This is a genomic window from Paenibacillus sp. J31R109, assembly GCF_059692055.1.
The window spans coordinates 167100-190147 of sequence record NZ_JCAUAR010000003.1 but is presented as its reverse complement, the minus strand read 5'-3'; the positions used below and the strand labels follow the sequence as shown (position 1 = coordinate 190147).

The 23048-nt window shown below is 44.4% G+C and carries 23 protein-coding genes; 19 read left to right on the top strand and 4 right to left on the bottom strand.

The window, feature by feature from the left end; translation table 11 throughout:
• Positions 1–21 precede the first annotated feature (21 nt).
• From AC58QT_RS10950 to AC58QT_RS10915, 8 genes are all read left to right on the top strand, one after another.
• A complete protein-coding gene (locus AC58QT_RS10950; protein ID WP_497409000.1) occupies positions 22–1488 on the top strand; it encodes a sulfatase family protein in 1467 nt (488 codons plus the stop codon).
• 29 nt (positions 1489–1517) lie between these two features.
• The gene (locus AC58QT_RS10945; protein ID WP_497408999.1) at positions 1518–2873 is read left to right on the top strand and encodes an alkaline phosphatase family protein; all 1356 of its coding nucleotides are present in this window, start codon (positions 1518–1520) and stop codon (positions 2871–2873) included.
• On the top strand, positions 2854–3696 hold the full coding sequence (locus tag AC58QT_RS10940; RefSeq protein ID WP_497408998.1) for an HAD-IIA family hydrolase: 843 nt from the start codon (positions 2854–2856) through the stop codon (positions 3694–3696). Before AC58QT_RS10945 ends, AC58QT_RS10940 begins: the two co-directional genes overlap by 20 nt.
• A 15-nt stretch (positions 3697–3711) precedes the next feature.
• Positions 3712–4926 carry a serine hydrolase domain-containing protein gene (locus AC58QT_RS10935; protein WP_497408997.1) on the top strand — a complete coding sequence of 405 codons (1215 nt, stop codon included), beginning with the start codon at positions 3712–3714 and terminating at the stop codon, positions 4924–4926.
• Positions 4927–4931: 5 nt separating this feature from the next.
• A complete protein-coding gene (murQ, locus tag AC58QT_RS10930) occupies positions 4932–5843 on the top strand; it encodes an N-acetylmuramic acid 6-phosphate etherase (RefSeq protein ID WP_497408996.1) in 912 nt (303 codons plus the stop codon).
• Positions 5844–5883: 40 nt separating this feature from the next.
• Positions 5884–6987: a dipeptide epimerase gene (locus AC58QT_RS10925; RefSeq protein WP_497408995.1), complete on the top strand. Its 1104-nt coding sequence runs from the start codon at positions 5884–5886 to the stop codon at positions 6985–6987.
• On the top strand, positions 6984–7907 hold the full coding sequence (locus tag AC58QT_RS10920; RefSeq protein WP_497408994.1) for a C40 family peptidase: 924 nt from the start codon (positions 6984–6986) through the stop codon (positions 7905–7907). The genes AC58QT_RS10925 and AC58QT_RS10920 overlap by 4 nt, the downstream gene beginning before the upstream one ends.
• A 739-nt stretch (positions 7908–8646) precedes the next feature.
• On the top strand, positions 8647–8832 hold the full coding sequence (locus AC58QT_RS10915) for a sulfatase-like hydrolase/transferase (protein WP_497408993.1): 186 nt from the start codon (positions 8647–8649) through the stop codon (positions 8830–8832).
• A gap of 29 nt (positions 8833–8861) precedes the next feature.
• On the opposite strand, the gene AC58QT_RS10910 is transcribed toward AC58QT_RS10915, so the two are convergent.
• Genes AC58QT_RS10910 through AC58QT_RS10900 form a run of 3 tightly spaced genes read right to left on the bottom strand, consistent with a single transcriptional unit; the run spans position 8862 to position 11595 of the window.
• Positions 8862–9536, bottom strand: a complete 675-nt coding sequence (locus AC58QT_RS10910; protein WP_497408992.1) for a carboxylesterase family protein — start codon at positions 9534–9536, stop codon at positions 8862–8864.
• Positions 9537–9549: 13 nt separating this feature from the next.
• Positions 9550–10710 (bottom strand): mandelate racemase/muconate lactonizing enzyme family protein, encoded by a 1161-nt coding sequence (locus AC58QT_RS10905; RefSeq protein ID WP_497408991.1) that lies wholly within the window; start codon positions 10708–10710, stop codon positions 9550–9552.
• 18 nt (positions 10711–10728) lie between these two features.
• The gene (locus AC58QT_RS10900; RefSeq protein WP_497408990.1) at positions 10729–11595 is read right to left on the bottom strand and encodes a phytanoyl-CoA dioxygenase family protein; all 867 of its coding nucleotides are present in this window, start codon (positions 11593–11595) and stop codon (positions 10729–10731) included.
• Between the two features lie 157 nt (positions 11596–11752).
• Here AC58QT_RS10900 and AC58QT_RS10895 point away from each other — a divergent pair, with 157 nt between their 5' ends.
• The 6 genes from AC58QT_RS10895 (at position 11753) to AC58QT_RS10870 (ending at position 19395) form a co-directional block, all read left to right on the top strand.
• Positions 11753–12823 (top strand): LacI family DNA-binding transcriptional regulator, encoded by a 1071-nt coding sequence (locus AC58QT_RS10895; protein ID WP_497408989.1) that lies wholly within the window; start codon positions 11753–11755, stop codon positions 12821–12823.
• Positions 12820–13872 carry a response regulator gene (locus AC58QT_RS10890; RefSeq protein ID WP_497408988.1) on the top strand — a complete coding sequence of 351 codons (1053 nt, stop codon included), beginning with the start codon at positions 12820–12822 and terminating at the stop codon, positions 13870–13872. The genes AC58QT_RS10895 and AC58QT_RS10890 overlap by 4 nt, the downstream gene beginning before the upstream one ends.
• Complete coding sequence (locus tag AC58QT_RS10885; RefSeq protein WP_497408987.1) at positions 13872–15722, top strand: histidine kinase; 1851 nt, start codon at positions 13872–13874, stop codon at positions 15720–15722. Before AC58QT_RS10890 ends, AC58QT_RS10885 begins: the two co-directional genes overlap by 1 nt.
• A 113-nt stretch (positions 15723–15835) precedes the next feature.
• Positions 15836–16792 carry an ABC transporter permease gene (locus AC58QT_RS10880; RefSeq protein ID WP_310225976.1) on the top strand — a complete coding sequence of 319 codons (957 nt, stop codon included), beginning with the start codon at positions 15836–15838 and terminating at the stop codon, positions 16790–16792.
• Between the two features lie 20 nt (positions 16793–16812).
• Positions 16813–17685: a carbohydrate ABC transporter permease gene (locus tag AC58QT_RS10875; protein WP_497408986.1), complete on the top strand. Its 873-nt coding sequence runs from the start codon at positions 16813–16815 to the stop codon at positions 17683–17685.
• A 132-nt stretch (positions 17686–17817) separates the two neighbouring features.
• On the top strand, positions 17818–19395 hold the full coding sequence (locus AC58QT_RS10870; protein ID WP_497408985.1) for a type 2 periplasmic-binding domain-containing protein: 1578 nt from the start codon (positions 17818–17820) through the stop codon (positions 19393–19395).
• A 387-nt stretch (positions 19396–19782) separates the two neighbouring features.
• Here AC58QT_RS10870 and AC58QT_RS10865 read toward each other — a convergent pair whose 3' ends face one another.
• Positions 19783–20976, bottom strand: coding sequence for an S-layer homology domain-containing protein (locus AC58QT_RS10865; protein WP_497408984.1), 1194 nt, complete (start codon positions 20974–20976; stop codon positions 19783–19785).
• Positions 20977–21227: 251 nt separating this feature from the next.
• On the opposite strand from AC58QT_RS10865, the gene AC58QT_RS10860 reads away from it, so the two are divergent.
• From AC58QT_RS10860 to AC58QT_RS10840, 5 genes are all read left to right on the top strand, one after another.
• Complete coding sequence (locus tag AC58QT_RS10860) at positions 21228–21575, top strand: TM2 domain-containing protein (protein WP_497408983.1); 348 nt, start codon at positions 21228–21230, stop codon at positions 21573–21575.
• 3 nt (positions 21576–21578) lie between these two features.
• Positions 21579–21980 (top strand): NINE protein, encoded by a 402-nt coding sequence (locus AC58QT_RS10855; protein WP_497408982.1) that lies wholly within the window; start codon positions 21579–21581, stop codon positions 21978–21980.
• 216 nt (positions 21981–22196) lie between these two features.
• Positions 22197–22598, top strand: a complete 402-nt coding sequence (locus tag AC58QT_RS10850) for a VOC family protein (RefSeq protein WP_497409314.1) — start codon at positions 22197–22199, stop codon at positions 22596–22598.
• A gap of 96 nt (positions 22599–22694) precedes the next feature.
• Positions 22695–22880, top strand: a complete 186-nt coding sequence (locus AC58QT_RS10845; RefSeq protein WP_310225960.1) for a hypothetical protein — start codon at positions 22695–22697, stop codon at positions 22878–22880.
• 3 nt (positions 22881–22883) lie between these two features.
• Positions 22884–23021, top strand: a complete 138-nt coding sequence (locus tag AC58QT_RS10840; protein ID WP_497408981.1) for a hypothetical protein — start codon at positions 22884–22886, stop codon at positions 23019–23021.
• The last annotated feature ends 27 nt before the right edge of the window (positions 23022–23048 follow it).

Genomic DNA, 23048 nt, shown 5'->3' with positions numbered 1-23048 from the left:
CCATAGGAGGTTGTAGTTATTATGCGAATATTGCTGCTAGATCTTGATTCGTTAAATCCTGAACATTTGGGCTGTTACGGCTATCACCGTAACACCTCTCCAAATATAGACGCAATAGCTAATCAAGGAACCCGATTCACGAATTACTATACATCAGACGCTCCCTGTTTCCCTTCCAGAACGGCGCTAATGACGGGACGATTCGGTATTCATAACGGTGTCGTTGGTCACGGGGGAACTGCGGCAGATGTCCGTTATGAAGGGGCAGAGCGTGGATTTCGCGATCAGCTGTCCAAAGACAGCTTACCTGCATTTTTGCGTACTGTCGGATTGAAAACGATTCTAATTAGTCCCTTTGCCGAAAGGCATGCTTCCTGGTCGTTCTATGCAGGGTTCAACGAAATGCACAACACCGGAAGAAGAGGGATGGAGTCCGCAGAAGAGGTGACTCCATCCGTCTTAAAGTGGATTGAACAGAATGGTGAAGAAGACAATTGGTTCCTGTATGTGAATTATTGGGACCCGCATACGCCATATCGAGCACCGGAAAGCTTTGGAAATCCATTTAAGGATGAACCATTGCCGGATTGGTGTACAGAAGATAATCTTCAGCGCAACAAGGAGAAAGTTGGACCCCACAGCGTTCATGAAATTAATATGTTTGATAATCATACGTACCCGCAATACCCGCGTTACCCAGGCGAAATTACCGATATGGACAGTATGCGAATGATGATCGATGGCTATGATTGCGGAATTCGCCATATGGACGATCATATCGGCCTGTTGTTTCAATCTCTGGCTTCCAAAGGCGTTCTGGAGGACCTAGTCATCATCATTACCTCTGACCATGGAGAAAATATGGGCCAACTAGGCATATACGGAGAACACGGAACAGCCGATCAGGGTACTTGCCGTATCCCAATGATCATTCGCTGGCCTGGTACCCCGGAAGGTCTTGTTGACGAAGGCTTGCATTATCACTTGGACTTATTGCCGACATTGGCCGATCTATTTCAAAAAACTCCTGCGCCAAGCTGGGACGGACAAAGCTATGCTGCCGTTATGAAGGATGAATCATCGTCGTCCAGTGGACGGGAGTATCTGGTTGTGTCCCAATGTGCGCACGTCTGTCAAAGAAGCGTCCGGTTCGGAGATTGGCTGTATATTCGCACTTATCATGACGGCTATCACTTATTTGACGATGAGATGCTATTTCACTTGGGTGAGGATCCCTTGGAGCTGAACAATGTCGCTTCACAGTATAGGCATATTTGCAAGGATGCTGTGTATTACTTAACTCAATGGCACGATGACATGATGAAGTCAATGCCGTTCGATACAGATCCATTGTGGACGGTCATGAAAGAAGGCGGCCCCTTCCACGCGAAAGGGTATTTAAAGGATTATACAGAGAGGTTGGAACTAACCGGCAGGGGGCATGCAGTTTCTGAACTCAAACGTCGCCATCCTCGTGAATTTACGTAAAATAATAATTTTTTTGGGAGGCACCTACAATGTCCGGACAAGAAAAAGCACAATTGCCTACAGTATTAGTGATAAGCATTGATGGATTATCTTACAATAGCTGGAATCGGGAAAACGTACCCATGCCCAACTTGAAAAAGCTTGCGGAGAGAGGCGTAAAAGCTAAAATGAGAAGCATTACGCCTACGGCTACCTGGGCGATTCATACCAGCGTTGCATGCGGAACGGATCCCCGTAAACATGGGGTGTTGGGAAATTGGGTCATTGACAGAGAAACCAACGCGGTCGGAGAACATTTTGGAGAACGTATGTATCCGAAAGAAGAATCGGTTCATAGTGAAACGATTTATGATGCTGTTAAAAGGATTGGCGGTACGACTGCAGCGATTTGTTGGCCAAAGACGTATGGCGCTAAAAATCTTGATTTCGTTATCCCTGAATGCTATGAACAAGAGTTAATGGAGTCCGGCAGCACGCCGGAATTGTGGAAGGAATTGGTGGAGCTTGGACTTCCCATGTCATGTTATGGACCTTGGAGCAAAGATCATGCACGTGGACAGATGCAGGATTGGCTGACGACGGAGGTGGCTAAGCATATTATCCGTAAGCATTCTCCGAATCTGATGCTTGTTCATTATCTGCTTCCAGACAGCTACCAGCATGACTACGGAACGAATTCTCCTGAACTTGATTGGTCTTTGACTTACACGGATGAGCGAATCGGTGAGCTCCTCAAGGAATTGGAGGAAGCAGGTCGATCAGAAGATACTTACGTGGTCGTTATGTCTGATCATGGTTTCTCTGATGCACTTTGGACATTTTATCCTAACGTATTGTTTAAGCAGCATGGTTTATTCGATGAAGAGCACCCAGAAAAGAGCAAGGTTATGGCGGTCTCTAATGGTGGAAGCGGATACGCCTATTTGTTGGAACAGGATCCGACAAAGCGTGAAGTACTTCGCTCAAAAGTGCGTTCACTCATAGCGGAGTCCAAAGGAGTCGTGAGATTGCTCGAGTCCGATGACGACTTTGCCTTATGGGGGCTGCCTGTCGGTGATGAGCATGCCCGATTTAAACCTGATTTTGTGTTTGAAATGGAACTCGATTGTTTTGTTAACTTTGGGCATAAAGGTCATGATGTCACGGTGGAACGGGCGAAATTTACCGGGATGCACGGCTATTTTGCCGATCGGGATGCGATGAAAGCAATGTTCGTAGCTGCCGGACCGGAGCTGGGGCAAGGACTTTCGCTGTCAGAAATTAACATTATCGATGCGGCGCCTACAATTGCGAGCTGGTTCGGTACGACATTACCCAATGCCGACGGGCAAATACTCCAACTAGAGCGAGAGGAAGCGAGTAGTCATGCAAGAACAAGAGCTTGATCATCAGGCCGTTTCTGGCGCATGGGAAACGCTGCTTCAAGCAGAAGCCGTTTTTTTCGATCTGGATGGGTGCATCTATTTTAGCGATAGATTAGCAGGAGGATCCAAAGAACTGCTTCATTTTCTAGAAGAGAAGAAGAAACAAATAAGGTTTGTTACGAATAACTCAACTGATTCGGGCGTACAAGTAGCGGCTCGCTTATCTAGAATGGGGCTGGAGGTCCAACCGGAACATGTAATGACTGCAACGGAGCTTGTAGGCCTTCATCTGTTAAAGAAATATGGAAAACAGACACTGAAAGTGATTGGCAGTCAGTCGCTGCATGCAGCTTTAGAGCAATATGGGCATGATGTGCTTCCGTTAGACAGTACAATTCAGGCACAGATGGTTGTCGTTGGTAGGGACACCGAGTTCGATTACAACAAACTTCAATTTCTTGTAGAAGAAGCAGATCGTGGTACGCCGTTGCTAGCGACTAATCCCGATCTGACCCATCCAGGGAACAGGGGGCAGAAAGTGTTGGAAACGGGAGCTTTATATGCGCCGGTGGAGGCTATTACGCGTAAGAAGGTCGATTACTTCGGTAAACCGGCGCCATACATGTTCCAACTCACGATGGAAAAGTGCGGGATACAAAGTTCTAAAGCTTGTGTGATGGTTGGCGACAATCTCTATACGGATATCGCCGGAGGTTGCTCTGCGGGGATGAAAACGATTTGGCTGTACGGACCAAGCGGTTCACCGACGATTCCGGCAGATGCTGTGAATCCCGATTATGCCCTCCAAGATTTACAGACATTGGCAGATTTCAATACTAAGTAATCGGAGGCCAAAGGGATGAGGAAACAGGATGTTCCCTTTCAAATTGAAGCTATCGTTGAAGAAGTTTCCCTAAGTTTAGAGTGGGGAATCAAAGAGGGCATATTCCCGGGGGGAATTTGCAGCTTGGAAGTCGAGAACCATCCTCCCATAGTTATTACTAGAGGTACTTTGGAAGCCGGTCGTAAAGATAGTCCTGTTAGAGAGGATACCCTCTACGATCTGGCTTCACTTACGAAGGTAGTTGTAGCGCTGCCGCTTATTTTACTCAGTGTACAGACGGGTCGCTTATCTTTAACCGACCCGATCCTGACCTATCTTCCTGAGCTCGCAAAAGGGCAGGATATCGAAGGTAAACAGCAGATTACAGTGTACCATCTTCTAACACACACTTCGGGATTGCCAGGATGGAGACCTTTTTACCTACAAGGTAAAGGCAGGGAGTCTTATCTTCACTTGATTGCAGAAGAAGCATTAGTCGGTAAACCGGGAAACCAGGTTATTTATAGTGATTTGGGATTTATATTGCTCGGTTTCATTATTGAAAGCGTCTGGAATGAGCCTCTCGATCAACTTGCCAGAAGAATGCTTTTCCAAGCCAATGGAATGGCTACAGCCTCTTACAAACCGCTGGAACAGCTATCTACTCTAGCTGCGAACATAGAGAACATAGCCCCAACGGAAGACGGGAATATTTTTGAACAGGCGATGATTACTGAGGATAACGCTTATCAGCATTTAAATCGTCGATTTGATGAATTTCCATGGCGGCAAGGTGTCATTTGCGGAACCGTTCATGACGGAAATGCGCATTACGGCTTGGATGGGGTTAGTGGCCATGCTGGATTATTCGCGAGCATTTCGGATCTGCAGAATTATATGAAAATGTGGACGGGGAGAGCGGAAAACGGATGTATCGATTCCGTGCTTTGTAATTTTGCATCCCGTTCTCATACAAGTACATTTTCTTCGATTCAGAGAGGGCTCGGTTGGGAAGTGTCCCCGACAGGAGGCACCATGAGTGCGGTGATATCTGGATGTACCGGAGGCGATCTGGTTTCACCCGAAGCCTATGGCCATACAGGATTTACGGGTACCTCGATATGGCGAGATCCGCTTCGTCAGGCTACACTAATTACTTTAACCAACCGGGTGAATCCAATCGTTAGCCTACAAATCAAACAATGGCGCAGAATGCATCATAATCGGATTTTTTCAAAATTGAAGGGGTGATAAGCATGCTTGATAAACTTGATGAGCTTACAACCGAAATGAGTCACGCAAGTGCTCTAGAGCTAGATGAGTTGGATAGCTTACAACTTGTGAATTTGATGAATGACGAAGACAAAAAAGTAGCTTTAGCCGTAGAGCAGGCATTGGGAAACATAGCACAAGCTATTGACGTCATACATGCTTCCTTGGAAATGGGAGGTCGGCTCTTCTACTTTGGTGCGGGTACAAGCGGTCGATTGGGCGTGTTAGATTCTGCGGAGTGCCCGCCTACCTATGGGACAGCATATGAGATGGTTCAAGGTGTGATCGCAGGGGGCTATAATGCATTGGTACAGGCAGCTGAGGGAGAGGAAGACCGCCCGGAACTGGGCAAAGAGGACGTAATTAAATATGGGGTCAAAGCTGGCGACGTTGTGGTAGGCATAGCTGCAAGTGGAAGAACTCCCTATGTCATCGGAGTCCTGGAAGAGGCGAGAGCACAGCATGCAAAGACGATTTCGGTCTCATGTAATCCAAGCTCCCTTATAGATCATGGCGTACATGTAGCTATAAATGTTGTAGTTGGACCCGAAGTGGTTACAGGATCTACTAGACTGAAAGCTGCAACAGCACAGAAAATGATTCTTAATATGCTCTCAACAGCAACGATGATTAAGCTTGGGAAAGTCTATGGCAATCAAATGGTGAATTTGAAAGCGTCCAATTATAAACTTAAAGAACGCGCAAAACGAATCATCATGAATTTGACAGGCATTACCTATATAGAGTCTGAGGAACTTATCACTCGTGCGGGAGGAGACGTTCGAAACGCTATCGTGATGCAAAAGACGGGTTTGGACTTGGAGAAAACAGTTCACCTCATTGAACTTGCCGGAGGAAAAATTCGAACGGTAATCGAACAGTATCACGCACAGTGAAATACTCACTTTTAGCTGACCGTTTATGGAGGCAACGAATATGAACATTATTCAAAGTGTTGAAGTCATGCGGCAGTCGACTCCGCTCAAAAAACCGTTTAAAACAGCACTGCGTACTGTCTATAAAACGGAGTCTATTATTGTTCGAATTCAGACGAACGACGGCAGAGTCGGTTGGGGGGAGGCTCCGGCGACCATCGTCATAACAGGTGACAGCTTGGATAGCATACATTCGGCGATCGTACATACGTTCACCCCCCTATTAATCGGGAAGAGCCTACTAGCTTACGAACGCATACTGCAAGAGATTAATCAATCGATGATCGGAAGTAGCAGTGCTAAAGCGGCAGTGGATATGGCTGTATACGATCTCGTTGCGCAAAACTGTGGTCTGCCGTTGTACCAGTTCCTTGGAGGATATAAGGATCAGATTGAAACAGACTTTACCGTCAGCGTCAATTCGCCAAAAGAAATGGGAGAAGACGCGATTCGTTACGTACAAGAAGGCTTCAATGTACTGAAAATTAAAGTTGGCAAAGATAACCTCCAAGAGGACATTGAACGAATAATGGAAATCCGCAGATGCGTAGGTAACAGCGTGAGAATTCGTATAGATGCGAATCAAGGATGGGGAGTGAAGGATGCCATTCGCACGATACGCCGTATGGAGGATTTAGGACTTGATATTGAGCTGGTCGAGCAGCCAGTGAAAGCGTTTGATATCGAAGGGTTGAAAATAGTTACAGATCATGTAGAAACTCCTATCATGGCGGATGAGAGTGTGTTTTCTCCAATTCAAGCCTTTGAAGTGCTGAAAAATCGCGCTGCCGATCTGATTAATATCAAACTGATGAAATCTGGCGGTATATTCAAAGCGCAAATTATTAATCAAATTGCGGAAGAATTCGGTGTTGCGTGCATGGTGGGCAGCATGATCGAGTCCCGGGTGGCCGTGACAGCAGCAGCTCATTTCGCTGCTAGTAAGAAGAATATTACCCGTTATGATTTCGATGCTCCGCTAATGATGCTTCAAGATATTGTAGTAGGCGGTGTACAGTATGACGGAAGGGTCATGACTTTCCCTAAAGCTGCGGGACTTGGTATTGTTGACGTGGTCCACAGCCAAAGTGTAGTGGGATCATGAGCACGCTGAAAAGAATGACGGTCGTTGTCTCTGTCGCAACGGTATGGACGAAGCCAGAATCTCCTCGGCCTATTGATGAGCCTGCATTAACATATCCAGCTGAATTAAGAGAATGGCTAGGCTGCATGACGCTTACTGATAAGCTGGATTTGTGTCTAGCGAACCGGGTTCAAACACAAATTCTTTATGGTACCTCTGTGCTTGTCGTGGAAGAACGTGAAGGTTGGAGCAAGGTGCAAATCCCTCAGCAGGGAACACGCAAGGATACTTTGGGATATCCCGGCTGGGTACCAAGCTGCCAGCTAGTTGTAGAGGCGGAATCCCCTCTTGAATTGAAGAGAGCAGAAGTGATTTCTGATAAAGCATGGTTGTATAAAAGTCCGTCCAAACAGTTGTTCGAGCTGAGTTATCTGACCTCGCTTCCTATGCTGGAGGAGAATGAAGAATGGGTGAAAGTGCAGACTCCAGAAGGGATCGGATATTTAAAAGCGGATGACATTCGCTTGATGGATGGTCCCTTAGCTTCCAAAGCAGGAGAAGCACACGTGGGACAGGGGATCGTAGCGCAGGGGAAGAGGTTCCTCGATCTCCCTTATCTATGGGGAGGCGTGTCCTCTTATGGTTATGACTGCTCCGGTTTTGCTTATGCCATGCACAGATATTTTGGGATTCTAATTCCAAGGGATGCCTCGGACCAAGCCAAGCAAGGAACTCTCGTTGACAAGGAACAGATGGAACCGGGGGATTTGCTGTTTTTCGCTCATGAAGAAGGAACGGGAGCAATTCACCATGTAGGGATTTACATGGGAGACGATCAGATGATACATTCCCCAGAAACTATGAAATGTATTGAAATTGTTCACTTGAGCACATGTAAGCTGAGCAAAGAGCATTGCGTATCTAGAAGGTATTGGAAGTAAGGAAGATTATCCTATTCAATACACCATACATGTAAAAGCGACAGCCGGGAACTGTTCGTGTTTAGATGTATACAGTTATTCCTTTTGAAATCGAGAGGAGAACTGCAAAAATACATCTTTTTAAGGAGAAAAGACCGATTATCGTAGAATTGCTGCGAAAATACATCCTTTTCTCGGGATATCTCTTGATTTCGATGAATTTAATAGAAAAAACTGCGTAATCGCAGCAATTTTATCTTTTTTGCTCAAAACCCTATTAAAAGATGTATTTTCGCAGTTTTTTAAAAGTTCCGTGAACTAGCTGGCAAGGTCGAGAGCTGAGAGAGTCACTTAAACTCGTCGGAAGTGCAGAGGTAGTAGCATAAGCCGCGATTATGGTGTGGAGTTGCAGAAGTTGATGTAGGTAGCGAATGTGTAAATTTACGAGGAGTCATTCAAAATCTATTGTTTCAATAATAAAGGATATAATTTTGTCCATGCAGATTGCATGATTCATCTATGGAAAAAGGCATTCCATCTTAGTATGATGAGGGTAACTAGGAGTTGAGGAGTGAACATGGATGCGCAAATTAACACAAAAGGAACTGCAACACTACGAAGAGCAAGGATACGTTGCTGAAGGCCATTGACAGAAGGCCAGAGAATCAGCCGTTTTTTATCTTCGGTTCTTTCGTCGGCCCGCATCCCCCTTATGAACCTCCAGCAAGGTATCTTGATCAAATTCCCTATGAGGAAACGGATGATTTTATTGAGTAAACAGCGGCTGTACGAACTACGCAGAGCGTATAAAGCCATGATTATGTGTTTGGACGAGCAAATTGGCCGAATTCTTACGAAGTTGGAGCAGGAGGGACTGCTGGACGAGACTGTCCTACTCTTCACATCGGACCATGGCGAAATGATGGGGGATCATGGGCGCCGCTGATTAGTCAGTAATCATTTGGCTGGTTTCTGCTACCCTTCTTCAGTTCGCTGTTGCCCCTTCAACCATTCCCACATTTCTTTGAATCTATATACCGTCTCACCAATATCATGATGTAACCCTTCCAAACGAGTAAAGATGGCAGGTGAGCCAGTGGCTTGCAAAGCCTCTGCCATTTCCTGTCCGCGAGCGAAAGGCAACACCTCATCTTGATCACCGTGAAAAGCCCAGATAGGCAGTTGCCGCAAGCGTGGTGCCAGATTTGGGATGCCGAAAGCGCAGAGAGGCACAATGGCTGCGAGTCTGTCCCCATAATCATAGGCAAGCTCATAGACCCCACGGCCGCCCATACTGATCCCTGTCGCATATACGCGAGAGGGATCAATTTGTAGTGCGGGGATAAGTTCATCCAGCAGCTCACCAAGGAGGTCTGGCTGCCAGCCGCTGCGCGAGCCTGGACACTGTGGACAGACTACAATACAAGGAAAAGGCAGGCCCGTTTCCGTGAGCGTTTGCGGCAATACAGATTGCTCAACGAGTTGCAAATTCTCGCCCTTGGAACCAGCACCGTGCAGATATAATAGCAGCGGCAGCTTGGTTCCGGTGGTCGTTGCACACGTTGGCTTGAAGAGCAGATACGGTAACCTTCGCTCACGAAATGAAGTCGAAGACCACACGTTGGATTCGAATTTGACGGTTTTACACATGCAATCATCTCCCTTATAACACGGCAAAAGTCTGAACAGTCTCCTCGACAAGGCTGCAGCCAAGCCCAGGCCCCTCTGGAACCTGCAGAAGACCGTCTTTAAAAGCAATGGCAGGTTCGATCAAGGTTTCACGAAGCGGATTGAGGAATCGGTTATACTCCATAACCAATCCGTTACGTAGTGTGCTCATCATATGAAGGGACGCAGACATCATGATACCAGCGCCCACGCCGTGAAGCGCAGTTTGTACGCCATGCGGTTCAATGACCGATTGAATGCGCTGCAAACCGGTGATACCTCCGCATCGTGTAATATTCGGATTAATAATATCCACAGCGCCCTTCTCTGCCAGCAAGCGGAAGCTCTGGACGGAGAAATCATTTTCGCCTGTACTCACGGGGATATGGATGGCTTTACGAATTTGGGCAAGCTCATCGACATGATCAGGCGGTAAGGGTTCTTCAAACCAGAAAATGTTGTACTGCTCGACTTCCCGCGCAAATTCAATCGTCTGTTGTACAGTAAATGCACAATTAAAGTCAATCAGAATTCGAATGTCTGAACCTAAAGCTTCGCGAATGGCGCCAATGTAGGCAGCGTCCTTCTCGATGGTGCGCCCTGCTTTTACTTTAACAGCTGTAAAGCCTAGATCTGTAAACTCACGAGCGTTGTCGATGGTGTCTTGTGTATTGTCACTAAAACGAATTGGACTCGCATAGCACGCAATGTGGTTTCTAAGTTTGCCGCCAGCCATTTCATGCAAAGGTTGACCCCGCCGCTTGCCCTCAAGATCCCAGAGGGCTATATCAATACCGCTAATTGCATCCATCATGAATCCTCTGGTATGCCCAAGAGACTCTGCGGATTTAATGAGCATCTCCCAAATGGGGCCAATGTCTCGTGGATCACGTCCAATCAGCAAAGGACGAAATAAATGGTTCACGATGGTCGCTGTCACGCCGGAAAGCGGAAGGCCCCAGCACTCCCCGATACCAATGGTACCGTCGCTGGCAGTTATATAGACGAGGGTCGAAAATTGCCCAAGCCGAGGAACACTTTGAAAATGAGCAGCAGGCCGAAGCAGGGAGGCGGGCACGTTCTCAAGTCCCCCGAAAAGCTGCTCCCATGTGGCTGCAAGAGGCACTGCTTGTATATCGACGATATGAAGTTGCATGTTGATGCCCTCCTGGGTTTATTTGCGCAGTAGACCTAAGCCAGGTTCTTCGGTGATGCGATGCTGCGGCTGCGGGTACGTGTCGCGGTCGCCTTTGGGACGGCGTAGGAAATATTTTTCCCACGTGTGATCAGGCGCTTGATCGAACAGCGGATCGTAGAGTGTATCGTCACCAAGTGTATGCGCAGAGAAGCCTGTTGAGAAGGAGGTGAACATCGTTCTGCGCGTATAGGGCAGTTCATTAAAGGAGCCATGGTTCATATCATGTGTAAAAATAAGGGCAGAACCTTTCTTCATTGGAACTTGAATTTGGAACGCTTTTTGCTCCTCATCGCTTGGCAGCGGAAAGTTGGATTTGTGGCTGCCTGGAATAACCGTTAGCGCAGCACCATCAAGCGGAATATCGCAGAGTGCGTAGCATACGGTAACGAGATTACAATGAATTTGATAGTTATGAAATAAGTAAGCGTCAACTGGTGTGTAAGGCGTATGATTCGAATGGAAGCCAATGCCACCTCCCTGTGCTTTAAAATCCAACCAAGTGGACTTCAGCTTAGGGTACTTGACGAAGTTAGCAATTTTGGCCAGTACCTTAGGGCTCATGGCTGCTGCTAAGAAGGCTGGATCTTCAAAGATAATATTGTTGCGGCGATAATTCTTCGCATTCGGTGTCTCATCCCCGGAAGGAATGCCATTCACAGTCATCCCAATTTCCTTTTCAATCTCATCCACTTTGCGGGTTAACGCTTCCAGTACCTGAGGATCAATCGCATCTTCTACGACCAAATAGCCATTCAAATCAAATGCATAGAGTTCTCTAAGTTCAATATCTTTCTCTAAATGCTCATTCACAGCAGGCATGTAGTTCTTCATTGTAACGTTCATGGACCATCGCTCCCTTGTGGTGTTTTGTTTGAAATTCCACTTTACTAATGCGCATTAATAGCTTACGATTCAACTATATCGCTATCCGAAATGAATGAACATGTCAAAATTTTAGGGGTGTGGCATTTTTTTTGGCATGGGAGAAAGGGACGTCTACATGAGGAAAAAACAGCCAACACAGGCCGATGTGGCGAAATTAGCCGGTGTCTCGCAGAGCACGGTTTCGATCATTTTGAATCCGCAAGGAAAAGATCATCTCCTCATCAGCGAAGAAACGCGTGAGAAAGTGCAAGCGGCTATCCAAGAGCTTGGATATGTCATTAACCCAGCGGCTCGAACACTGGCCGGGGGACAGAACCGGTTGATGGGCGTTTTTATTAACGGCTCCGCGTTTCCACTTGATCAGCATGGATTTTATCATCCTTATTTAGTTGGTATTGAGGAAGCTTGTATTCGGCACGATTACGATATGCTGCTGTTCACACGCTCAGATGGCGGGGAAGGTGTCAGACGTATTTACCGCAACGGGTTGAATCATTTACGGATCGCCGATGGCTCCATTCTGTTAGGTCTCGAAAATAAAGAAGAGCTGGCTAGACTAATGAAAGAAGAATATCCTTTTGTATTTATTGGGAAAAGGGAAGTGCAAGAAGGCGACATTTCATACGTAGCCGCTGATTACTTCACGGGCACTCAGACGATTCTTAGTAGAATGATGGCTCATGGGCATCGTCAAACGGGATTCTTTTATCGGTTGTATAACGATGCAACCAAGGATCGCGAGCGGGGGTACCATGCAGCGCTGGCTGAAAATTCTCATTTGACTGTTGCCCATAGGAAGAGGCAATTGACTGTGCAGGAAATAACACCAGCATTTTGCAGGGACGTTCTTGATGCAGGGGTAACTGCAATTCTCATGGAGGAACCGGCTATGGCGCATGCTTTTGCGGAGGGGGCACGTCAAATTGGAAGAACGTGCCCAGACGATTTCAGTATTGCCGCTTTGAGTGACAACGATCTGGCGTATCTACCGCCACAAGTGGCACAAGAGCTGGTGATGATCAACATACCGAAGCTTGCCATGGGGGCTGCTGCGGTTCACATGTTGAATCAACTCATTGTAGATCGGAATAAAGCGCATGATGCCATACATATGACAATTCCTGTCACCATTTCAGGGGGATCTACAATTGGGACCGTGCGAGCCGAGGAGGAGCTACAAGGATGAAGACTACCTTTGACCTCATCATCGTTGATGATGAACCGATTATTCGTAAAGGTCTGCTGAAGCTTGTTGATGCAAGCAATCGTTCGATCGAATCCATCCGACTAGCGGATAGTGGTCAGGAAGCGCTTAGGATGATTGCTGAGCAAATGCCCGATTTTCTGCTTACGGATATTCGTATGGCCGATATGGACGGCTTGGAACTTTGCAGGACAATTCAAGAGCGTGAGTATCCGATCCAAGTTGCCGTTATTTCTGGCTTTGGTGAGTTTCAGTACGCGCAGAAATGTCTATCTTACGGAGTAAAAGAATATTTGCTGAAGCCAATTAACCAAACAGAGCTTGAAAGAGTACTAGACAAACTCATTGAGAGCAGACGCGGAGATTCGGCTAAACCTGTATTCTCCATTCGGACATGTGAGTCATTAACGGAGCGTATTGCCGAAGGTATCTGGTTTCTGGAAGAAGAGAATTTAGAGCTTGCGCTAAAAGAATGGCATCATTACCTCCAGCACCTTCAACTGAGTTCGGATCAAGTCCAGCAATTGCTGCAGGATTGTCTGCAAATGATTCATAAGTTCCTTGCAGCCAAGGATGTGTATGTATTTAACACTGTTGAAGCATTAACTTTGTTAGCGAACAAGGAAGAGGAAGCATCCTTCCTTCAATTTAATACCCTGATTCAAAAAATGTTCAGCGATCTGCATTATAAGCGCAAAGGAAAATTAATTGACCCCATTACGGCTGCCAAATCGTATATTGATGCGCATTTGACGGAGGAGGTCTCGTTAGAAGAGGTAGCCAAGCATCTGGGGCTGAATGCCTCCTATTTTAGCCAATTATTTAAGCAAGTTACGCAAGAGACATTCGTGCACTATCGCATGAAGAAGCGCATGGAGAAGGCGATAAGCTTACTAGAAATTCCACATTATCGCATGAGCGATATTGCTGAAGAGGTGGGCTATATCGATTATTCGCACTTTGCCAAATCGTTTAAAAAGCTTTACCAATTATCTCCCTCGGAGTATAGAGCTAAGTTGGGGATTGACTAATGTATACGCTGCGTAGGATGTCGCTGTCGTTTCGACTCCTTATTTACTTTGTCATTGTAATTATCGTGTCTCTCTCGGTCATCGGTTTCTTTTCCTATTCGACGGCTTCACGTATCCTAGATGCCCAGCAGGAGAAACAGCTGAGTCAAATGATTACAAGCACCGCACATCAGACTGAGCTCTATCTGCAATCCTACGAGCGGGCGAGCAATGTTCTGATCACGCAAGACGAAGTCAAACGATTTGTCGACATTCAACCGACGAATAGTTATGAGTACGTCTACTACGCGGATCTGGTCAAAACGAAAGCGATCCAGACCACTTTTTTACATTATCCTCATATGAACTCGATCTACATTATCGGAGCGAATGGACGTTATGTGTTGGATAACAACTACGTGACAGGCGAATTTGCGATTGCGGATCCTAGTAAATTGTACGAAACACTCATGTCTTCCATCCAAGATCCGACTAGGCTGACTATCTTGCATACATCGATTAAGCCAGATAAGTCAGGGTCAGTCGTCACGTTAGTTCGCCCTTTTCGGGGATATGCCACTTACGATTTCAATGGTTTGATTGCGATGGAAGTGAATGTGAATGAACTATCTACGCTTTGGGAAAAAGTCGATATTGGTGATGACGGTTACTTTTTCATCGTGGATGAAGAGGGTAATCTCATCTACCATCCTGATAAGGGCATAATGGGAAAGCCATTAGCTCAGACTGTGGCGAAAGCCATTTTACCAAATGGTGAAGGCTCGATACGGTTAGGTGATCCGAAGGATGAACGCTTGTATGTATGGCGAAGTTCGGCTTACTCAGGCTGGAAATTAGTCGTATCATTGCCGGTAAAAGAATTACGTAAACCAATCATGGCAATCCGCTCTGTCATTATTCCTGTGGGTGCGCTTACATTGTTGGTAGGGTTATGGATGGCTTATCGATTCTCACAATCGATTCATCGTCCCGTGCAAATTCTTAAGCAGGGCATGCGACAGACGGAGCGCGGGGTTTGGCAACAAATTCCGATCGGGGACCGATTGGATGAATTGGGTCTCTTGACGCGAAGCTATAACCTAATGGTCACCCGCTTATCTGAAATGATTGATAAAGTGTACCATGCCGAGCTTGAGCAGCAGAAAGCAGAATTGGCATACCGTACACAACAGCTGGAACGTCAAAGAGCAGAGTTTCAAGCGCTTCAACTGCAGATCAATCCGCATTTTCTCTACAACACGCTAGAAACAATTAACTGCTACGCTATCATCCAGGATTCAGGGGAAATCCGTGAAATTGTAGACAGCATGGCATACATGCTGCGCTATGCCTCTCAGACGAATCTGAAAGAAATTACTGTGGTGAATGAACTCAATCATATTCGCAATTATATGATGATTCTTAAGCACCGCATGGATCGCGAATTTGAGATTGATGTGGCCATTCCTCCTAGTTTACTGCTGGAAAAGATGGTCTGCTTTACCCTTCAACCGCTGATTGAAAACGTCTTCGAGCATGCTTTTCGTAAAAAAATAGCGCCGCATCACTTTATTCGCATCGACGCGATGCTTCATGAGAATGAGTTCATCGTTACAGTGGAGGATAATGGCCTAGGCTTATCATCTGAGAAGCTCGAAGAACTAAGAGAACGATTGCGTGCGAATAAATTAGCTTTCGATCAGGGGCCAGAGTCGTTTGGCGATGGCGGTACGGGCATATTGAATGTACATCGTCGTATTCAAATGGTTTTTGGCGAATCTTACGGACTTGTCATCACAAGTACGGAAGGGATAGGGACGATGATTACCATGCGGCTGCCAAGGGAAAATCGAGATAAATATTTTATATAGCCTAAGGTGCGCGCCACCTAAAAAAAAACCATGAAGTCCAAAAAGACTTCATGGTTTCTTTGTGTACCCCACGGTAGTATGGAGGTAGATCAACTAGAAGAAGGAGGGGGATCATGGCTCTTACAGGAACACAGTCCCAAACGACAACAAAAGTGAATACGAAGCAAATACCCATCTGGAGCTATATCTGGAAAATGAGAACCTTATATTGGATGTCGGTTCCAGGCATCTTGTATTTTTTAGTTTTCAAGTATATTCCATTAGGAGGGTCCGTCATTGCCTTCCAGGATTACAACATTTTTAAAGGCTTCTGGGGCAGCGAATGGGTAGGATGGGATAATTATGTCAAAATGGTTCAGTATGACGAATTTCTCCGCATTCTGAAGAATACTTTGTTGATCGCGGGGTTCGATCTGCTTTTTGCCTTTCCGGCGCCCATTCTTATTGCCCTTCTGCTCAATGAAGTTCGCAGTATGATGTATAAACGTGTTCTCCAAACGGTTGTGTACATGCCGCATTTCTTATCATGGGTCATCATTAGCGGAATTGCCCTTGCGCTCTTAAGTCAAGAACATGGACTTATTAACCATGGATTGGCTGCTTTAGGACTTGATCGCGTGTTTTTTCTCGGAGAAGAGCAGTATGTAAAGGGCGTCATTGTAGGCGCTGGGTTATGGCGTGATACAGGGTGGGGCACGATCATCTATCTTGCCGCAATTACAGGCATTAATCCTGATTTGTACGAAGCTGCAGAGATGGATGGTGCGAATCGGTGGCGGCAAACGACGGCCATTACACTTCCTGCCCTGCTGCCCACAATCACGATCTTATTTTTAATGCAGATTGGTCATTTTTTGGATTTCGGTTTTGAGCGAGTCTTCGTATTTCTTAATTCCTTGAACCAAGCGGGCGGGGATACATTGGATACCTATATCTATCGGGTAGGTTTATTGCAGCAGCAATACAGCTATACGACCGCAATTGGTTTGTTCAAGTCACTTGTAGGCCTTATCTTGCTTGTGCTCGGTAACACACTGAGTAAAAAAGCGACAGGCCAAGGGTTATTTTAGTTTGTTCAGGAGGACAAAGCATGAGAACAACAAGTATGTCTCGTAAAATTTTTCTGGCCTGCAATGGCCTTCTGATGGCTGCGATTGCTTTACTTGCATTTCTGCCGTTGTTAAACGTATGGGCACAATCATTGAGCAGCGCAAAAGCGATTGAAGGCGGTCATGTTTTCTTTTGGCCTGTAGAGTTTACCATGATCAGTTATGATTATGTCATCCATAACCATACCATTTGGCGTGCCTTTGCCATCACCATTTGTTTGGCTGTTTTTGGCACAGCATTTAACTTGCTTGCAACGTCATCTTTAGCTTATCCTTTGTCTAGAAAGGAATATCGAGGGGCAACAGTCATCCTGTTACTCGTGCTGCTTACGATGATTTTTCAAGCTCCCCTTATTCCCAATTACTTATGGCTGAAGCAACTAGGCTTGCTAAATACACTATGGGTTTTGGTGCTGCCAGGTGCGATCTCGGCGTTTAACTTTTTTGTGACGCGCTCTTTTTTTCAAGAGATTCCTTCAGAATTAATTGACAGTGCACGGATCGACGGTTGTGGTGAACAGCGTATTCTTTGGAATATTGTTCTTCCCTTATCAAAGCCAGTGTTGGCTACAATGGGCTTATTTTATGCCGTAGGGCATTGGAATTCCTATATGTCAGCGATTTTCTATATCAATAACCGTGCCCTGTACCCGTTGCAGGTCAAAGTGCAGGAAATTATTGCAAATGCCAATATTATGACAGATGCCAGTCTGCTGATCGATATGAATAATATTACCCCTGACGGGATTAAGATGGCGGTCGTCGTAGTGTCTTCTTTACCCATCATTGTGGTGTATCCTTTTCTACAAAAATATTTTGTTAAAGGGCTAATGATTGGCTCCATTAAATCATAAGTACCTAAAAATTTGACAACTATGGTAAAGAAAAACAATGTACCCTTTTCAAAAATGCATCTATAGTTTGGATGGAAGCGCTTCATAGAATGCATAGCAACATGTAAACAAGTGATGAGGGGGATATTGGGTATGAGTAAACGAAAAGCAAGTATACTCGCTGTAGCTGCTACGATGGCATTTGGATCCTTATTAGCCGCATGTTCATCGAACTCGGCACAACCAGAGGGAGAAAAGAAAGCAACGGAGACGAAATCTGCAGAAGTGAAAGGTCCAACGGCTTTTTCCATGGTGATGGAGGGACGTGGTAAATATCTGGAAACGATAACGGATATTAATAACGACAAATTCGTTAAGAAATTAGCGGAATTGACGAACACAGCACCGAAGATCGAACTCATTTTGCAAAAAGATTATGAACAAAAATTAATTCTTAAATTCAGCTCAGGTGACATTCCTGATGTCGTTATGAGCAGCGGTGGGGGCTCTTCCATTTATGGTAAAGAACTTGCAGGTGCCGTGCAATCGAATGTATTCATGCCGCTAGACGATTTACTCAAAGAATATGGTCAAAATCTGCTGAAGAAGATTCCGGCAGCTGCTTGGGACCGCGTTAAGTACAAAGGCCAAATCGTTGCGATTCCTGAATTTGTCTCCATTCCCAATACCTTATCCACCTATATTCGCAAAGATTACCTGGATAAAGCAGGCTTGCAGCCGCCAAAAACGGTCGATGAATATCTCAACATGTTTAGAGCATTTAAGAAAAATGGTGTGGAGCAACCATTCCTTGCCCTGGACAAATTCAACCTATCAGACCAATTCTTTGGTGCTTACGATGTGCTACCTAACCAATTTGAGTTGCAAGGGGATCAGGTTGTACCTAAATTCTTCAAGGTTGATGCGATGATGAAAGCTCTCCAAACCTACAAAACGTTGCTGGATGAAGGTTTAATGAGCAAAGAGTTTCCAACGAATAACGGAAATAACCTAGCGCAGAATGTCTATAGTGCAAAAACAGGCATGTATATGCTTGGTGCCAAAGATAAGCTGAACATTGAGAAAAAGCTAAAAGCTGCGATTCCAGATGGCAGCATCATTCAAACATTGGCTCCAACTGGGCCTGATGGAAAAGGCGGATCGGCTTTAGGTCAGTCCATTAATCGTACCTATCTCATCAATAAAAAAGTGTCCAAAGAAAAGGCGATTGGCATTATTAAATTCTTTGATTGGATGCTGACCGATGAGGCAGATAAATACTTCACTTATGGCATTGAAGGGGATACTTACAAAACAGAAAACGGCAAAGTCAACTATAAAATCGCAGAGACGCCTGATGAAATTAACGTAGAGGAATTCCGTCAGAAAGATCTCTGGTTTGTCAAAGATAATACGTTTACCAAATCGTTGATGCTTAATCCGCTGGGAGCACCGGTTATTGATTTCATGAAAAATACGCTGACCAAAGAAGGTCGGGATTCCATCGTATTTGATCCACAATTAGATTCCCTGGTGAAAAATCCAGATCTAAACGGCGCATTCCCTCCGCTTCTCGTGGGGCATATGGTCAAAATGATTTACGGTCAAGAACCGATTGCGGATTGGCCGAAAGTCATTGAGGAGTATAAGAAAAAAGGCGGCGATGTCGTGATAAAAGAGGCGACAGACAGGTACAACAAAAAAGAAGGCGTGTACTTACCGCGTCAATAAAGCAAGGAAGGGCGTGCTGACAAGCACGTCCTTTTGTTCGTGTAGGCGGGGCGTCTGGTTAACTAAAGTGGATTGAGGAGAACAGTTTAGCGTGGTGAACCTAAAACTTTTTCCATTTATTTCCGTCTATATGTAAGAGGTATATAACAACTAAAGGAAGTGAAGAAATGAAACTGCCTTATAGAGTTGGATATTTACTAACCGTATTCTGGCTTTTCTTTGTTGCTTATGGATTTATCAATTTTGATTCGGATAATGAAAGTAGCAAGGTTGAAATTGTTTTGCTTTCTACTTTCTTAGGATTAATCTTATTTCCAATTTATTTTGTTAGCGTTTATATGTATTACCGTTTATTCAAGAGAAAATCATGATTCAAGAACACTCCAATTACCATCCCGGGGTTTTATATTTGTTTAAATACTGAAGAGCTTTTGCAACTGCATAAGCGACTTCACTTCTCCCAAAATCTTTTTTTGCAAGATACATCATATCAAAATCATACAATCCCGCGGAATAGACAAAGTCCAAACTCTCTTTCGCCCAAGGTGAAGCATTCATAGATTTATAGGTATGATCTAACGAAATCCTTCCCTGTAACGCTCTCTTCAAAATGACGGCCAATTGTTCTCCTGTCATATTTCCGTCTGGATCAAATTTATCTTCAGTTACTCCCTGAATTAATCCAATTTGATAGAGGTGAAAAATGTACTTAAACCCCCAATGTCCATCAATATCTTTGAATGTACTCTTTTTATTTGATTCCGTATCATGAAAAAGAGGATGAAGAATCTTAGCTACCTCTGCCCTTGTAATCGTTCCATAGGGCTTAAAAGAACCATCTGGGTAACCGTCAATAATCCCGTCCATATAAAGCTTATAGACCTCATCACGACCGAACACATCCGGTTTCATATCAACAAAGTGCTCTGGAACCGTCACCGAAACTTCTGGGCTTGCACCAGATAAATGCTTTAATCTATACGTGTAAATGCCGGGTAGAAGATTCTTTTCACTATACGTGTTGGAGTATTTGCCTACTAGTACCCATTCATTTTTATTATTTTTCTTCTCGAGTAATACATCATAACTTGTAAATTTTAAACTAACACCGTTAACCGCCTTGTCATAGTAAAATGAAGTGATCTCAGGGGAGTTATTATTAGTTGTCTTCATATTTGAAGTGTTTATCGAAGAATTAGTTGAAGCACTATTATTTGAAGTGCTACTACTCTTACTATTTACAGTAACAAGAATTGTACTGTCCATTCCTTTGTATGTAGCTGTAGCATAAGTCCCGCCCTCTTTTAAACCAACTATGAGATTTCCGTCTAAAATTGTGGCCACTGCTGGCGTATAAATTTTCCAGGACACGTTAGGTGTTATGTCAGATGTGGAACCATCCGTATAAAATGCAGTAACTATTACTTTTGTAGAATTCCCCTGAACGATGTTGACATGATTAGCATTAATTCGTTCCAGAATAGGCGTATAAGCTTCTGCTCGAGGGGAAAATACCGGCAGTGTAGCCAAAATCGTAGAAAAAGCAATTAATGCAGATAGTACTAAATTCCTTATCTTCATGATTAAACTCCAATCTAAACTATAAGTGATGGTCATATTATAGCTGATTCAACTTAGGAAGAATAGAATAGAAGTTTGTTGCTAGCTGAGGGTCTCTTTTTGCTATTAAACTGAATGGCAGGATATTTTAATGGTTATTTGTAATATTTATACAAAACTTTATCAAAAATTAACCAGTTTTTATAGTAATTTGATATAAATTGTAGATGAACACGATATAATTTAACCATCATAGGAAAAGAGGTCGAATTATGTCGTCACTATTACAAAAACAGAGTTTAACGTCAGAACAGCTTCAATTACTTGCTTCCGAGATGAGCAAGAAGCAAAAAACAGGTGGTATCGCATGGCTACTTTGGTTCTTCACTGGCGGAATTGGGGGACATCGTTTCTACTTGGGTAGAACGGGAACAGGAGTTGCAATGTTACTCACATTAGGTGGGTTAGGTATTTGGGCCCTGGTGGACTTGTTCTTGCTTTCAGGTATGATTAGAGATACAAATGAAAAAGTTGAAAATGAAATTATTTCAGAAATTCGTTTGATTCACCAAGCACGGGAAAACTCAGAAGTTGCTGCGGCTCAGCTATCACGTGCATAACGTATGGACAATTTACATTTATTACGTACGTTAACACTAGAAGAGCTAGCTATCTTAGAAGCGGAACTGCTAAAAAAGCGGAAATCCAAGGAAGTTGTATGGGCATTATGGTCGGTGCTGCACTATTTTGGAGCGCATCGTTATTATACAGAAAATTATCTGTATGCAAGCTTTATGTTCGCAGCCACAGTCTTCCCGGGTATTGGCATTATTCTATTGGCAATCTACACAGATTTAGAATCATTTAGTCAATTTCTCTTATGGTTTAGCATAATCATATTATCTGGATCTTTGCTGTGGAGTTGGGTCGATGCTTTTTTTCTAAACAGAAGAATCGAAGAGATGAATCACCAACAAGAAAAAAATGTGATTCATCGCATCAAATCAACGAAGATAAGTGAATAAAAGAGAGGCAGTCTGAAACCATACGGTTTCGAACTGCCTCTCTTTTTTGTACGCAGGTACCCATATTGAATGGAATCAACATCGCCTATCGAAGTATTTAAATATGGTTTAACTAACGCAGAGTTGAATATCTATAGATTTCTATTGGATTTTAATGTAAAATCAATTAAATGAAACTTAGTTTCATTTAATGAAACTTCGAGGGGTGGTAACATGATGTCTTTTAATTTTCTAGGGATAGATCACATTCAATTGGCTGCGCCTGAAGGCTGCGAATCTACTGCGAAAACGTTCTTTACTGACTTACTTGGCTGGAGAGAAATTCCTAAGCCTGAAAACTTGAGAAAGCGTGGTGGAGTTTGGTTTCAATGCGGCATTCATCAGGTACACATTGGTGTTCAAAAGGATTTTGTTCCTGCTACAAAAGCTCATCCCGCATTTCATGTTCAGAATATCGATTCATTGCGAAAATACTTGCTCGAAAAAAATGCTCAAGTAATAGACGATGATGCAAGAACAGATGAAGGGGTAAAACGTTTCTATTTACATGATCCATTCGGAAACCGTCTTGAGTTTCTTGAGCTGATACCAATAGGAGTTGTACAGGTTGACCACTAGGGTAACACCCATGTGATAGTTGATAGATTTGTCTCGCGACAACTCTTGTTTTGTTTATAATAGAAAGGGGAAGACATACAAGAAAAGGTGGCACATATGAAAAAGTACAATTTTATTCGTCCGATTATGCTGATTGTGGTTGCACTCCTAACGAAAAGCTTGGTTACCAATCTTTGCATGCTGCTGGGAATGGAAGCCGAGTCAGCCAAATCTGTAGGTTTTGGTGCGATGGTAATCGCAGCGCTCGTGGTTTTTTCCAGAAATCGCAGAAGTCCGAAATAGGAGATGCCCCCGCTCGTTCGGTATTTCGCCAAGTGGGTTCGGGATATCGTTGAGGGACGAGAATCGTTAGTTCAGAATAAAGTGACAGCAGCCGGCAGCGATAAGCGGCTGCTGTTTTTATTAGGGAGAGAACAGTTATAACGAAAGTCTTCCCATAATAAGGAATTA